General features: G+C 64.2%; 10 protein-coding genes. 4 read left to right on the forward strand and 6 right to left on the reverse strand.

What is annotated here, in order from left to right:
• Positions 1-3: 3 nt before the first annotated feature.
• Positions 4-831, forward strand: coding sequence for an AraC family transcriptional regulator (locus tag IQ16_RS30845; RefSeq protein WP_020608027.1), 828 nt, complete (start codon positions 4-6; stop codon positions 829-831).
• 37 nt (positions 832-868) lie between these two features.
• Here the strand turns inward: IQ16_RS30845 and IQ16_RS30850 are convergent, their stop codons facing one another.
• Complete coding sequence (locus tag IQ16_RS30850; protein WP_018645978.1) at positions 869-2,095, reverse strand: aspartate kinase; 1,227 nt, start codon at positions 2,093-2,095, stop codon at positions 869-871.
• Positions 2,096-3,274 carry an N-acetylglucosamine-6-phosphate deacetylase gene (gene nagA / locus IQ16_RS30855; RefSeq protein WP_018645977.1) on the reverse strand — a complete coding sequence of 393 codons (1,179 nt, stop codon included), beginning with the start codon at positions 3,272-3,274 and terminating at the stop codon, positions 2,096-2,098.
• A gap of 118 nt (positions 3,275-3,392) precedes the next feature.
• On the opposite strand from nagA, the gene IQ16_RS30860 reads away from it, so the two are divergent.
• From IQ16_RS30860 to IQ16_RS30870, 3 genes are read left to right on the forward strand one after another with little or no spacing between them, the layout of a single operon-like run.
• The gene (locus IQ16_RS30860; RefSeq protein ID WP_018645976.1) at positions 3,393-4,316 is read left to right on the forward strand and encodes a glucosamine kinase nucleotide-binding domain-containing protein; all 924 of its coding nucleotides are present in this window, start codon (positions 3,393-3,395) and stop codon (positions 4,314-4,316) included.
• Between the two features lie 19 nt (positions 4,317-4,335).
• Complete coding sequence (locus tag IQ16_RS30865; protein ID WP_018645975.1) at positions 4,336-5,292, forward strand: N-acetylmuramic acid 6-phosphate etherase; 957 nt, start codon at positions 4,336-4,338, stop codon at positions 5,290-5,292.
• An 11-nt stretch (positions 5,293-5,303) separates the two neighbouring features.
• Positions 5,304-6,302, forward strand: coding sequence for an SIS domain-containing protein (locus IQ16_RS30870; RefSeq protein WP_026312458.1), 999 nt, complete (start codon positions 5,304-5,306; stop codon positions 6,300-6,302).
• A gap of 58 nt (positions 6,303-6,360) precedes the next feature.
• Here the strand turns inward: IQ16_RS30870 and IQ16_RS30875 are convergent, their stop codons facing one another.
• The 4 genes from IQ16_RS30875 to IQ16_RS30890 form a co-directional block, all read right to left on the reverse strand.
• Complete coding sequence (locus IQ16_RS30875) at positions 6,361-8,808, reverse strand: arylsulfatase (protein ID WP_026312457.1); 2,448 nt, start codon at positions 8,806-8,808, stop codon at positions 6,361-6,363.
• Between the two features lie 236 nt (positions 8,809-9,044).
• Entirely contained in the window at positions 9,045-10,355 is a 1,311-nt protein-coding gene (locus IQ16_RS30880; RefSeq protein WP_018645972.1) for an HlyD family type I secretion periplasmic adaptor subunit, read from the reverse strand.
• Positions 10,352-12,106: a type I secretion system permease/ATPase gene (locus IQ16_RS30885; RefSeq protein WP_018645971.1), complete on the reverse strand. Its 1,755-nt coding sequence runs from the start codon at positions 12,104-12,106 to the stop codon at positions 10,352-10,354. Before IQ16_RS30885 ends, IQ16_RS30880 begins: the two co-directional genes overlap by 4 nt.
• Before the next feature lie 68 nt (positions 12,107-12,174).
• Positions 12,175-13,986 (reverse strand): DUF5801 repeats-in-toxin domain-containing protein (locus IQ16_RS30890; RefSeq protein WP_018645970.1); only part of this gene is annotated, 1,812 nt, incomplete at its 5' end.

Consider the following 13,986-nt stretch of genomic DNA (forward strand, 5'->3'; position numbering starts at 1 on the left):
TTTATGTCGATGAAGCGTCAATCGCCGAAGACCATTGGCTGGAAGCTGCTTCAGGCTCCGCCGGGTCTTGGATCACCCAGGCCCATGATCGTTCGGGTGCAGTCGCTGCCTCCGAGAAGCTACTTCGCCGAGCATAGTCACACCTGGAGTCAACTCGTTTACGCGATTGCGGGTGCGCTCACAGTCAACGCCAATGGAAGGAGCCTCGTCATTTCGCCGGAGCAGGCCGTCTGGCTGCCGACCGGCACGGCACACTCGGTCGGATCCCTGATGGGCGCGGAATTTCGCAGCCTGTGGGTCGCCGACGTCGCGAGCCGCGGCATGACGTCCCGAACCACCGTCATGCATGTGTCGGCACTTCTGCGGGCGCTCATCGTGGAGGCCGCTTCGCTCAAACGAGAAGATCGTCGCTACGCCAACCGCGTTACCGCACTCATCCTCGATCAGTTGCGGCGGGCGACGCCGATCGCGGGAGCACTGCCATGGCCTTCCCACCCCTCCTTGCTCGCACTTTGCGAGAGCCTCTATGCCGATCCCGCCAATCCTCGCCACGCCGACAAATGGGGACGTGAGATCGGAATGTCCGCGCGAACCCTGACCCGGCACTTTGAGAGTGAAGTCGGCATGAGCTTGCGCGCGTGGCGCCAGCGTGTCCGCCTGTTCAAGGCCATCGAATTGCTGGGCAGCGACCTCCCGATTACGGAGATCGCGTTGCGTCTCGGTTACTCGTCGGCCTCAGCCTTTATATTCATGTTCCGCTCGGAAATGAGCGTTAGTCCCTTGCAGTATAGACGCAATCTAAGCCGATCAGATGGTGCGCGGACTTCTTGAAAACTGGACAGAGGACCGATACCGCGACAAGTATCGCTCAGTCTCTCTGCAACTGCTCCTGCCCTGTCTGCTGAACCAGCGAATGCAAAGCCTTCACCGCGGCTTCCCTGCTCTCCACGGGGACAAACAGGCTGACCGAATGCGGCGACAACACGTACCTGTCGGGGACAATCCCCTGAGCCCCAAGGACCTGCAACGCCCTGAACGGCAATTCCGACGAGACGCCACCGAAGCAGGTGAGACTCACCACACTTGAAGCTTGGCGCTGCTTGCGCAGATCCTTGACGTGCTCCAGCGTGCGCAACAGTGCATCCAACCACTCCGTATCGCACGCCACGGTCATGCTGGTTTTTCCTGCGGCGAAGTGTGATGCAAGGAGCTGCGGCCACGACAGGCTGTTTTGCTTGAGATGCTGCGCGAGTTTCTCGAAACCGTGATTGAGATCCCTGGAATCGATTTCCACATGCTCAATACGAGCGATCGAGTTGACGGCGAGAACCTTCCCGTTTTCCATGCCTGAAACCTCTTTCATCACTTGTGTGCTGTGTTCGACGCCACCCCACTGCTTGAGGACCAGAGGCACATCCTGACTTTGCGCCAGCTCCACGCTGCGAAAATGCAGGATCTTTGCACCCCAGAAGCACATCTCCGACAGGGATGCGAAGTCCACGTGCCGCAGGGGCCTTGCGTTCGGCACAATGCGCGGATCGGCCGAACAAATTCCGTCGACCTCCTTGATGATTTCACAGCGTTCGGCTTTCAGCGCAGCGGCCATCGCGACGGCCGTGGTGTCGCTGCCGCCCCGGCCGAGCGTGGTGATTTCCCTGGTCGCCGGGTTCACGCCCTGGAATCCTGCCAGCACCACGACGCGTCCGCGATCGAGCTCCTCGAGCACGCGAATGGGCCGTACATCCAGAATGCGTGCGGAGGAATGGGAGTCGTCGGTCATCACGCCGGCCTGGCTGCCGGTGAAGCTGATCGCAGGCACGCCGAGATCGGAAAGCGCCATGCTCATCAGGGACATGCTGATGCGCTCGCCAGTCGTCAGCAGCATATCGAGCTCGCGGCGGTTGGGAGCCGGGCTGACCTGATGAGCCATCTGAATCAACTGGTCGGTGGTCGTGCCCATGGCGGAGACGATCGCCACGACACGATGACCGCGGCCGTAGAGATCGGCGAGACTGCGCGCAACCGCGCGAATCTTCGCCGGTGTTTCCAGGCAGACACCACCATATTTCTGCACGATGACGGGATGGTTGCGCATCTAACCTCGCTCGGAAGCCTTGCTCGCCTCGCCCATCGAACCGACACCGCTCATCCAGGTGTCGACAACCTCAAAATCCGGATTGAAGGCGACGAGATCGGCACGGTATCCCGGCGCGATCCGTCCAAGCTCGGAGCCAAGGCCCAGAAATGAAGCGGGCGTCCGGGACGCCATGACGAGGGCATCGACGAGGGAGATTCCGATGAGCGCAACTGCATTGCGGACCGCCTCGATCATGGTGAGATGAGCGCCCGCGAGTGTGCCATCCCGGCCAGTCAGGCGACCGTCGTGCAACGTGATCTCCCTGCCCTGAAGCATGAATTGCCGGTCGTTCGTGCCCGCCAATGGCATGGCATCGGTGACCAGCATCAATCGATCGCGTCCCTTGCAGCGGAAGGCAACACGCAAACCGGTGGGGTCGACGTGGATGCCGTCGCAGATGATTCCTGCAAACAGCCGGTCATCGCCCAGCGCGGCGCCCACCAGGCCCGGCTCCCGGGCGTTCAACTGCGACATGGCGTTGAACAGATGGGTCACCCCCGAGACACCGCGATCGACCGCCTGCCCGATTTCGGCTGCGGTGGCGTCGCTGTGACCGGCCGCGATACGCAATCCGGCGGCGATCAATTCATCGATCATGGACGCGGGCACGCATTCCGGGGCCAAGGTCACAATGGAGCGACCGCGGTCCCCGAAACTTTTGATGGCGGCGAGGTCGCGCCGATCGGGCACGCGTATCTCGGCGTCCGGGTGAATGCCCTTGCGGGACCTGTTGAGGGCCGGACCTTCCAGATGAAAGCCGAGCACGCCGGGAATTTCGAGGCACGTCTCGGCTGCTACAGCCAATCGTTCGATGACCTCGCTTCGATCGGAGATGAGGGTCGGCAAGCAGCCCGTGGTGCCGGCCTTGCGGTGCGCCTCGACGATGCCGCGAACGCCGGCCTCGGTTGGCTGGTCGTTGAGAAGCACGCCCCCGCCTCCGTTCACCTGGATGTCGATGAATCCGGGTGCAAGGATTGCATCTCGGGGAAGGCGGATTGACGCTCCCGCGGTCTCGCCGAAGCTGATTCTTTCAATCCGTCCCTGCGCGATCCTGACCGACCCCGGCCCGCGCATGTCGATGCCGTCAAAGATGTGCTGTGCAGCAATCGTGAGAGAGGCAGAACCAGCGTGGCCCATTTGTATCGATCCGGGAATGGCCGTCACGGACTCGTGAGGCGAATCTCGCACAAGAGCTCATATGTACGCCAAGGGGACCTTGTGCGGACCCCAAGCGAAACCTTCGCGTTAACTTTCCATGGGAACAAAAGGTACCACGTATCTCGGCATTGATGGCGGCGGAACCCGCTGCCGCGCCCGGATCGAGGACGAAAACGGCAAGACGCTCGGAGAAGCGAACGCGGGACCGGCCACAACGCGGATCGGCGTCGACAAGGCCTGGCGGTCCATCATGGAGGCCACCGAAGCGGCGGCGACCCGGGCCGGACTGAGCCGTGAGGATTTCGCCCAAATGCACGCCGGAATTGGCCTTGCCGGTATTGGCCGCCGGGGCGCGAAATCGGCGCTCAGCGAGATCGCGCATCCCTTCGCGTCCGTTAACTTGATCAGCGACGGCCTCGCGGCCTGTCTTGGCGCCCATAGCGGCGCGGACGGAGCCATTGTCGTGGCCGGCACAGGCTCGGTCGGTGTCGGCCTGGTCGACGGCCGCGAGGTCCGTCTCGCCGGTTACGGTTTTCCCGTGTCGGACGAAGGCAGCGGCGCCGACATCGGCCTGCAGGTTGTCCGATTGGCGCTGCGGGCCGCGGATCGCCGCGGCGAGTTGACGCCATTGCTTGCAGAGGTGCTGGGCGCATTCGATGATGATCCCTATCAGGCGGTGGCCTGGTCCGAAGAAGCCAGAGCCGCAGACTACGCCGCATTTGCACCGATCGTGATGCGGCACGCCAACCAGGGTGATCCGGTCGGCCGTCGCATTGTCGAACGCGCGGCCGATGCCATTGGCGATCTGCTCGATCTATTCCTGGCGAGAGGAATCGACCGGCTCTCGCTGGTGGGTGGGCTCGCAGAAGCCATTACGCCCTGGCTGACGCCCGACCTGCGCGCCCGCCTGAAGCGTCCTGACGGCGATGCGGCGGCCGGCGCGTTACTGGTGGCGCGAGGGCGGCTTACACTACCCAGAATGGAAACCGAGCATGAGCCGGCCTCAAAGTTCCGCGTTTGATGGTGCATGGATCAAGGATATGGCCACCGAAGAAGTCGATCCCCGCTTTGCCGATCTTGATGCATGGTCGCTGGCCACGGCGATGGAGGCGATGTGGGAGGGGCAGCTTGCGGCAGTCGCTGCGATCGGCCATGCCCTCCCCGCGATCACCGCGGCGACCGAAGCGGCCAAAGCGGCGCTCGGCGATCACGGTCGCCTTGTCTATGTCGGCGCCGGCACCTCGGGGCGCGTGGCGGTCCAGGACGGCGCCGAGCTGACGCCGACCTTCGCCTGGCCCAAAGAGCGCGTCCGCTTCGTCGTCGCCGGCGGAGACAGTGCCTTCGTCACCAGCATCGAGGGCGCGGAGGATGACATTGATGATGCGGTTGCGCAGATCAATGCCGTGCGGCTCACAGCTCATGATGTGGTGATTGCGGTCGCCGCCAGCGGGACAACGCCGTTCACGGTCGCGGCGCTGCAGCAGGCGGGCTCCTGCGGTGCCGTGACGGTGGGTGTCGCCAACAATCCTGGCACCGCACTGCTGGCATCGGCCAAGTTTCCTATCCTGATCGAGACTGGCCGCGAGCTGATCGCCGGCTCCACGCGGATGAAGGCCGGCACTGCGCAGAAGGTTGTGCTCAACCTGATCTCCTCGGGGATCATGCTGCGTCTTGGCCGGGTGTATCGCGGCATGATGGTGAACATGCAGCCGACCAATGCCAAGCTGAAGCGGCGCGCCGAGGCCATGGTGGCGCAAATCGCCGACTGCGATCCGTCGCACGCGGCACGCTCGCTCGAGCAGGCCGAAGGAGACGTCAAGACGGCAGTCCTTCTGGCGCTGGGCGTCGACAGGGCTGATGCCGAGACCATTCTGAAGGACGGCGACGGCAATCTCCGGCGCGTGTTTGCCGAGCTCGCCAGGGATCGGGACTCGGATCGGGACTCGCATCCCAAGGCACCGGCGGCACGCAAGCAGGGCGGAGCGGTTAAGTCGTGATGACATCCGCGATGGCGAGTGAAATCCTGGAAAGCGCCGATACCGTCGCGAAAATCGTTCGCGGCCGTCCCGCCACGCGCGACATCGCGCAGCGAATTGAGATAGGCTCCGCCCCCCTGTGCGTCGTGTGTGGCCGGGGAAGCTCCGGGCATGCCGGAGTTTTCCTGAGATACCTTGTCGAGACGCGGCTTCGCCTTCCCGTTTCGGCAAGTGCCCCCTCGGTGATCACGGCATTTCGCACACCCTTGATGCTGCGCGACGCGCTGTTCATCGTGATCTCGCAATCCGGGCGCAGCCCGGATCTCGTCGCGGCGACAAGGTCGGCGCGCGCTTCGGGCGCCCGCACCATTGCCATCGTCAATACGACCTCGTCGCCGGTGGCTGACGAAGCGGAGTTCGTCGTTCCGATCGAAGCCGGCCAGGAGCATTCAGTTGCGGCGACAAAGACCGTCATCGGCTCGATGGCCGCCGGTGCCGGACTGGTTGCCGAGCTGGCGCAGGATCGTGCGCTGCGGTCAGCCCTCGACCGGCTGCCCGAACGCCTGCACCGTGCGCTGGCGCTCGACTGGTCCGGGATTGCCGATGATCTCGTCAAGGCGTCAGCCGTGTTTGTGGCAGCTCGAGGCCTGGCCCTGGGCTCGGCGCGGGAGATCGCGCTCAAGCTTTCGGAAATCCTGCGCCTGCCCTCCATCGGCTTGAGCGCCGCCGAGCTGCAGCACGGGCCACGTGCCGCGCTTTCGTCACGCACGCCCGTCGTCATGATGCGCCTCATGGATGAAACTGCGGCCAGCGTGGACGCACTTGCAGAGGAATTGCGTGAGCAGAAGTTCGCGCTGCATCTCTGCGGCGGACCGCATGGTTCGCTGCCCTGGCTGGCCGAGGACGACCCTGCCACCGACCCGATCACCATGCTGGTTCCGGCCTACCGGATGATCGAGCAGGCGGCATGCGCCCGCGGATTTGACCCGGATCGTCCCCCTCGCCTGAGCAAGATTACCGAGACGTTTTGACAGCCGAAAACGCCAGCGCGCCCAGACCCGGATCCCGACGTCGCAGGGTGAGCGGCCGCTAGTTCTTCCCTTGTGTCGTCGGTTCCGGATCGAGCTTGAACGTCAGCTTGTTGAGCTTGCCGGTGAACTTGAATGGCGGCTCATAGCGGTACTCCAGCAGAGCTACGCCCGTGCGGGTGTCCTGACCGACGTCGAAGGTCTCGTCCTCGGGGAAGGTCACGGGCGTGGTATGCTCCAGAGTCTTCCGCGCCACCTCCCTACCATCCACCAACAAGACGCCGGTGCCGCCCTTGCCAAGACCGGGCGCTTCGGGCTTGAACTCGAAGACGATGGTGTGTTTCCCGGCTTCGAGCTCGGGGCCCTCCCATGTCGTGCGCTTCAGGTCGAGCAGATTGTACAGGAACACCACCTTGCCGCGCCCGGCGCCGAATTCGCCCTTGCTCAGGAACAGGCCATAGCCGCCGAAGCGGCCGCCATGGGTGACGATCATGCCTTCGGCGCCGCCTTGCGGGATCTCCACTTCCGCCCTGATGGCATAAGCCTTGTTCAGGATGCTCGGCGCGGCGCTGGCCGGCGTGCCGATCAATTCGCCGGAGTAGGTGAATTCCGTTCGGCCAGCGGTGAGACTCGGACGTGGCGTATTCCAACGAGCCAGCGTCGAGTTGTCGAGCGGCAGGACGTTGTACTTCTTCGCTTCGGCATAGAAGAGATCCTGCATCTGCTTGAGCTTGTCCGGCATCCTTGCCGCAAGGTCGTCGAACTGGGTGGGATCCTCCCGCACGTCGTACAGTTCCCAGTTGTAGCCGGTGATGACGTCCGGCGGCGTCGCGGTGCTCAACTCCCAAGGCAGGGTCGCGGGCGTGGTCGCAGCCACCCAGCCGTCCTGGTAGATCGCGCGGTTGCCCAGCATTTCGAAGTATTGGGTCTTGTGGGTCGTTGCCGAATCTGCGGTCGCCTTTTCCCACGTATAGGCCATGCTGACACCCTCGATGGGATCCTGCTTGATGCCGTTGACCATCTCGGGCTGCGGGATGCCGGCCGCTTCCAGAATCGTCGGCACGATGTCGATGACGTGGTGGAATTGCCTGCGGATGCCCCCGGCGTCATTGATGTGCCCCGGCCATGACATGACCACACCCTGAGCCGTTCCACCGAAATGCGACGGCACCTGCTTCACCCATTTGAACGGTGTATCCATCGTCCATGCCCAGCCCGCGGCGAAGTGCGGGAACGTACGCTCAGATCCCCAGAACGGATACCAGAGCAACTGATCTTTCACAGGCACAGGCACGCCATTGAAGGTCGTGAATTCATTGGGCGTGCCGTTCACCATGCCCTCGGCACTCGCGCCATTATCGCCGCCGATATAGACGATCAGCGTATTGTCGAGCTGGCCGAGGTCTTCCACGGCCTGGATCACGCGTCCGATCTCATGATCCGCGTAAGCAAGGTAGGCGCCGTAGATATCGGCTTGCCTGATGAAGAGCTTCTTCTCTTCCAGGTTCAGGGAATCCCACTCCGGCAATCCCTTTGGCCACGGTGTCAGCCTGGCGTTGTCGGGCATGATGCCGAGCCGCTTCTGATTGGCGAAGATCTTCTCGCGCACCGTGCTCCAGCCTTCGTCGAAGAGGTGCATGTCGCTGATCTTCTTGATCCACTCGGGCGTGGGGTGATGCGGCGCATGAGTGGCACCCGGCACGTAGTAGACGAGCCACGGCTTGCCCGGCGCAACCTCCTTGAGCTGCTTGATGTACTGGATGGCTTCATCGGCCATTGCTGTTTCCAGATTCCAGCCCGGATTGTTGAGGAACGGATAGATCGCGGTCGTGTTGCGGAACAGGTTCGGTTGCCACTGGCTGGCATCGCCGCCGACGAAGCCGTAGAAATATTCGAAACCCATTCCATTCGGCCATTGATGGAATGGCCCGGCCTGGCTGGATTGATAGGAGGGCGTGTTGTGGTCCTTGCCGAACCACGACGTCGCGTAGCCGTTCTCCTTGAGAATCGTGCCAAGGGTGCCTTTATCGAGCGGTATGATCGAGTCGTAACCCGGGTACCCGGTTGCGATTTCACCCACGACACCGTACCCGACCGAGTGATGGTTACGGCCGGTGATCAGAGCTGCCCGCGTCGGCGAGCACAGCGACGTGGAATGAAAGTTGGTGTATCGCAACCCCGCCTTGGCGATGCGATCCATCGATGGCGTAGGGATGACGCCGCCGAAGGTACTGGGCGCCCCGAAGCCCTGGTCATCTGTCATGATCAGCAGCACGTTAGGCGCGCCTTTCGGCGGCACGATCCGCGGCGCCCACCACGAACTCGACTCCACGGCCTTTTCCTTGATCACGCCGCCAAACTTTGGCGGCGGCGACGGAAGTTGCTGGCCGGTGATGGTGGTCGTGGCATCAGCGGAGCCTGGAGTGCCTGTCACCTGTTGCGCAGCTGACGGAGTCCAGCCCAAGGCCAATACGAATGCGCCTGCAAATGCGCTGCGAGGGATTCCCATTGCGAGCACTCCCCAAGAACGACCAACGCGTCGCAAACATTGACAGTGCCAGGGACCAGCAGATTGATTTGAATCAACGGCTGCGGAGCATGATACCGACCCCGCCGTTTGGTCCGATTCTCATGCAATGAGTTCGCAGCGGCGGGACGGTCGCAATCGCAAAGCCTTTGCGAATGACACGCTCAGCTGCAGAGATCACATATGTGATGGCTGCATTTGAAAACGCCGGGCTCGCGCTAGCGTTCGCGCCAGGCGCGCATCAGCTGATCGGAGAGCGGCTTGACGAGGTACGACATCACCGTGCGCTGACCGGTCTGGATGAAGGCTTCGACCGGCATGCCGGCGATCAGCTTCAGCTCGCCCAGGCGTGCGATCTCCGCCTCGGGAACGGCGATGCGGGCGACGTAGAAGCTCGCCGTGCTCTTCTGGTCGACTGCGACATCGGCAGAGACGTTGCTCACCTCGCCGTTGAGTTGAGGCGTGGTGCGCTGATTGAAGGTCGTGAAGCGCAGCAGCACCGGCTGGCCGACCGACAGACGATCGATCTCATGCGGAGGAATCCGCACCTCGACGACGAGCGCATCGTGGGCGGGGACGACGAGCATGATCTGCTCGCCGGCGCTGATGACGCCGCCGACGGTGTGCAGCGCCAGTTGATGCACGGTGCCGTCCTGCGGCGCCCGAATATCGATGCGCTTGAGCTGATCCTCGGCGGCCACGCGCTTCTCAACCAGCTCCGAGGTCTTGGCGCGGATCTCGGCGAGATCCTTTCCGACCTCGCTACGCAGATCCTGATCGATCTGCATGATCTGCAGCGTGGTCTCGGTGATCCGGCCTCTGGCTTCGGCAATGGCGGCGACCAGAGCGCCGCGTTCGCCATGCAGACGCACCGCATCACGCTCGAGCGTGGTCAGGCGCGTGATCTGGACCAGATTCTTTCGCCACAGATCGCGCACGCCCAGAAGCTCCTGGTCGATGAAGGTGGTTTCGCGGTCTTTCGCCTGGATCTGCTCGTCGAGCCCGCGGATCTGCTCCTGAAGCTGGCCGATGCGCTCGTTGAGCTGCGCCTTCTTGCCGGCGCGGGCGACGCGGCGCAGCTCGAACAGCTTGCGTTCGCCGACGATCAGGCGAGCGACGTCCGGATCAGCGGCACGTGCAACGAGCTCCGCGGGAAAACCGAGCCAGTCCTGGCCGTCGCGCTCCGCCTCGAGCCGCGCCCGGCGCGCCGTCTGTTCGTCGAGGCTTTTTACGACGATCAGGAGATTGGCCCGTGTCACGGTCTCGTCGAGGCGTACGACCACGTCGCCGGCCTTCACCTGGGCGCCCTCACGGACGTTGAGTTCACCGACCACGCCGCCGGTCGGGTGCTGCACCTTCTTGGTGTAGCTGTCGACCACCAGCGTGCCGGAGCCGACGACGGCGCCGGCCAATTCCGTGGTCGCCGCCCAGCCGCCGACGCCGCCGGCGAGAATGACGACTCCCGCAAGGCCGGCGCGCAGATGCCGGCGGATCGAGAGCGGAACCACGTTCATCGGCTCGCGATTCATGGACCGGCTCCCTCGGTCACGACCTTGAGCGGCACCGGCCCCGCGCGCGGCTGCACCATCTTGGCCAGAAGCGCGTCCTTGGGTCCGAACGTCTGCACGCGCCCCTCGGCCATCACGATCAACTGGTCCACGCCGGCGAGCGCGCTGGTGCGATGCGCGACGACGATGACAATGCCGCCCCGCGCGCGCACGCCGTGAATGGCTTGCGTCAGAGCCTGGTCGCCCTCGGCGTCGAGATTGGAGTTGGGCTCGTCGAGCACCACCAGGAAGGGATCGCGGTAGAGCGCGCGGGCGAGCGCGATGCGCTGCCGCTGCCCGGCAGAGAGCGCCGCGCCGCCTTCGCCGATCGGCGTGTCGTAGCCCTTCGGCAATCGCAGCACCATCTCGTGCACGCCGGCCGCGCGCGCGGCGGCGATCATCGCCTCCGCGTCGGGAGCCGGTTCGAAGCGGCTGATGTTCTGCGCCACCGTGCCGGCGAACAGCTCCACGTCCTGCGGCAGATAGCCGATGTGGCGGCCGAGCGCCTCGGAGCTCCATTGGTCGAGCGCGGCGCCGTCCAGCCGCACCTTGCCGCGCGCCGACACCCACACGCCGACGACGGCGCGCACCAGCGACGACTTGCCCGATGCGCTCGGACCGACGATGCCGACCCCCTGCCCCGGGTTCAACGCGAAGGAGGCTTCCATCACGACGGCGGCCTGTTCGCCCGGCGGCACCACGGAGACGGCCTCGACCACGAGGGACTTGCACGGTGGCGGCAACGGCGTCTTCTCGTCCTCGGCCGGGAGTTGTGCCCAGTGCTGCTGCAGGCGTTTCCAGCTCTGCCGGGCCGCGATCAAGCTCTTCCAATGGGCGATGGCGAGCTCGACCGGCGCGAGCGCGCGCGAGGCGAGGATCGAGCCGGCAATGATGATTCCGGCGGTCGCCTCCTGGTTGATGACGAGATAGCCGCCGACGCCGAGCACCGCCGATTGCAGCACCATGCGCAGCACCTTGGAAACGGAGCCGAAGCCGCCGGTGATATCTGCGGCACTGCGCTGGGTGGCCATGTAGCTGTCATTGGCCTCCGCCCAGCGCGCGGCAAGCCGCCCGCGCATACCCATGGCCTGCAACACCTCGGCGTTCCGGCGGCTGGCCTCGGCGAGCGCATTGCGCTGCGCGAGCTGCCCGGTGACTTCCCTGGTTCGCTCGCGCGTCAGCCGGTTGGTCAGAAGGGTCAGAGACACCAGCACCAGCGAGCCGATCGTCGCCGTGAGCCCGATCAGCGGATGAAACAGGAAGCAGATCGCGAGGTAGAACGGGATCCACGGCAGGTCGAACAGCGCGGTCGGGCCGAGCCCGGACAGATAGCTGCGCACCTGGTCGAGATCGCGCACCGGCTGCAGCCCGTCGCCGCTCGCGCGCGCCCGCAATGGCCAGCGCGCGACGATGTCATAGGCGCGCGCCGAGAATGCACGGTCGAGCCATTCGCCGATGCGGACGAGGATGCGCCCGCGCAGAATGTCGAGGAATGCCTGAAACACATAGAGGGCGCCGACCAGCGCGGCGAGGCCGATCAGCGTCGGCACGCTGTGGCTCGGTACAACGCGGTCGTAGACTTCCAGCATGAAGCACGAGCCGGTCAGGTACAGCACGTTCAGCATGGCGGTGATCAGGCCGAGCCCGACCAGCACGCCGCGGCAGGCGTGAAGCAGCGAGGACAGGTTTTGCGTTTGCGGCGACCGGCTGAAGTCAGGTTCTCGGAATTTCATGCAGCATCACCAGCCCGATGTGAGGTGCCGGCTGCACGCCAAGGGGCGTGCAGCCGGCGGCTTGCGGTTCAGACGTTGATGACGCCGTCGTGGTTTCCGTCGATCTTGACGGAGAAGCTGCTGGACGCCGTGTCCCCGTCGGCATCGGCGATCTGAACGGTGAAGTCGAGCTTCTCATCGGGCGCCGGCTGCGACTGGATCAGGCTGAACCCGCCGATATCGAAGGTGTTGTTGTCGTTGCCGACAACGGTGTCATGAGCGCTGATGTTTTCGATCAGGACCCGGTCGTGGGTCGTCGCGCCCGTCGACCACGACACCTTGTCGCCGGTGCTCAGCCCGGTGATGATCAAGTTGCCGTCGGTGTCGATCGTGGCGACGGGAGTAAATGACGTGTTGCCCGTCTTGACGACGAAGTCGGTGACCGAAGCCGACGTGATATTGACGTGCTGGTCGTTGGTGAGCCCGTCGACGAAATTCACCCCCGATTCCTTGGCGGTGTTGAAGGCCGTAATCTTGACGGTGACGGGACCGACGCCCGGGTTGGTCTGGTTGACGGTGAAGGACGCGCCGGTCGCATTGAAGACGTTCTGGAAGTCGATGTTGGCTTCGACGTCCGCCTCGTTCTGGTCCAGATTGGGCACGAGGAAGTTCGTATTCGTGCCCGTCACGTAGGTGATGTACGCGCCCTCAGTGGGGTAATTGGCGTTGTCATTGAGCGCGTTGCCGTTGACACCGAACGACGTGGTGCTGCCGGCCTGGCTGATATTGAGTACGTCCTTGGTCGTGATGCTTCCACCCTGGGACTGGTTCAGCGGATTTTCCCCGATCACCACGATCTGGGTCGAGGTCGGATCGCCGAAGGTCATGAAGAGGTTGCTGCCGGAGGGCGCGCCGGCAAAGCTGAAGCTGATCTCCGCAGGCGGCGGATTCTGCAGGACGTCGAAGGTGTAACTGCCGCCGGACAGGGTCAGCTTGAAGAAATCGATGTCGCCTGCAGTGTGTGTGCCGCTGTTATCAACGTCCTTGTAGTAGGTAGCGACAGTATCGCTGTTCGAGAGCTCCCGCAGCAGCGTCATCTGCGAGACCGTGCCATCGAGTATCGTCAGGCTCGCCGGCGAGCTCGTGATGCTGTAGGTCGCCGGATCATCCGCTCCGACCACTCCGTTGAGCGTCTTGGTTACGGTAGAGAGAGCAGAGAAGTCCACCTGCCCATCGGCGATGGGCCCGATGGTTGGCGCATCATCCTGGAACTGCACGGCATCGCCGATGCCGGTCGAGCTCGTCGCGGTGTCGCCGTCGCCGTCGGTTACCGTCACCACCGCCAGCAGCGCAGCGTCGGTGATGTTGATCGACTCATCAGCGTTGGCCGAGTTCGGATGCTTCAGCGAGGCGTATTGCGCCACGCTGACGACGCCGGTCGAGCTGTTGATCGCCACCGCGAAGGCCGCCGCCCCGGAGGAATTGCCGATGCGGCCGACCACCAGGTCGCCTTCCTTGAACAGGAAGATGCTGGTGCCCGCCGTCGTGTCGAGGCCGGAGTCCACCCCTGCGGAGGACACCGCCAGCGAGAACACGATCGTTCCGCCCTCCTGGTCCGCGCCGAGCGAGCTTCCGGTCGAGCTCACGACAGGGGTCGCGTCCTGCGCGAAGCCGGCCGTCAGATCGGTGCTGACATTGCTGACGCCGGTGAACAACGCCGCCACTGCGGCAGCGTCGGTATCGTCGGCATCCGCCTGGAGACCCGCGGTCTCGTCGTGCGCCACCGCCGCGGCGCCTTGCACGATTCCCGCCGTCGGGCCGTCGTCCTGGAACTGCACGGCATCGCCGATGCCGGTCGGGCTCGTCGCCGTGTCGCCGTCGCCGTCGGTGACCGTCACCAC

The organism is Bradyrhizobium huanghuaihaiense (assembly GCF_007830635.1).
Classification (GTDB): Bacteria; Pseudomonadota; Alphaproteobacteria; order Rhizobiales; family Xanthobacteraceae; genus Bradyrhizobium; species Bradyrhizobium huanghuaihaiense.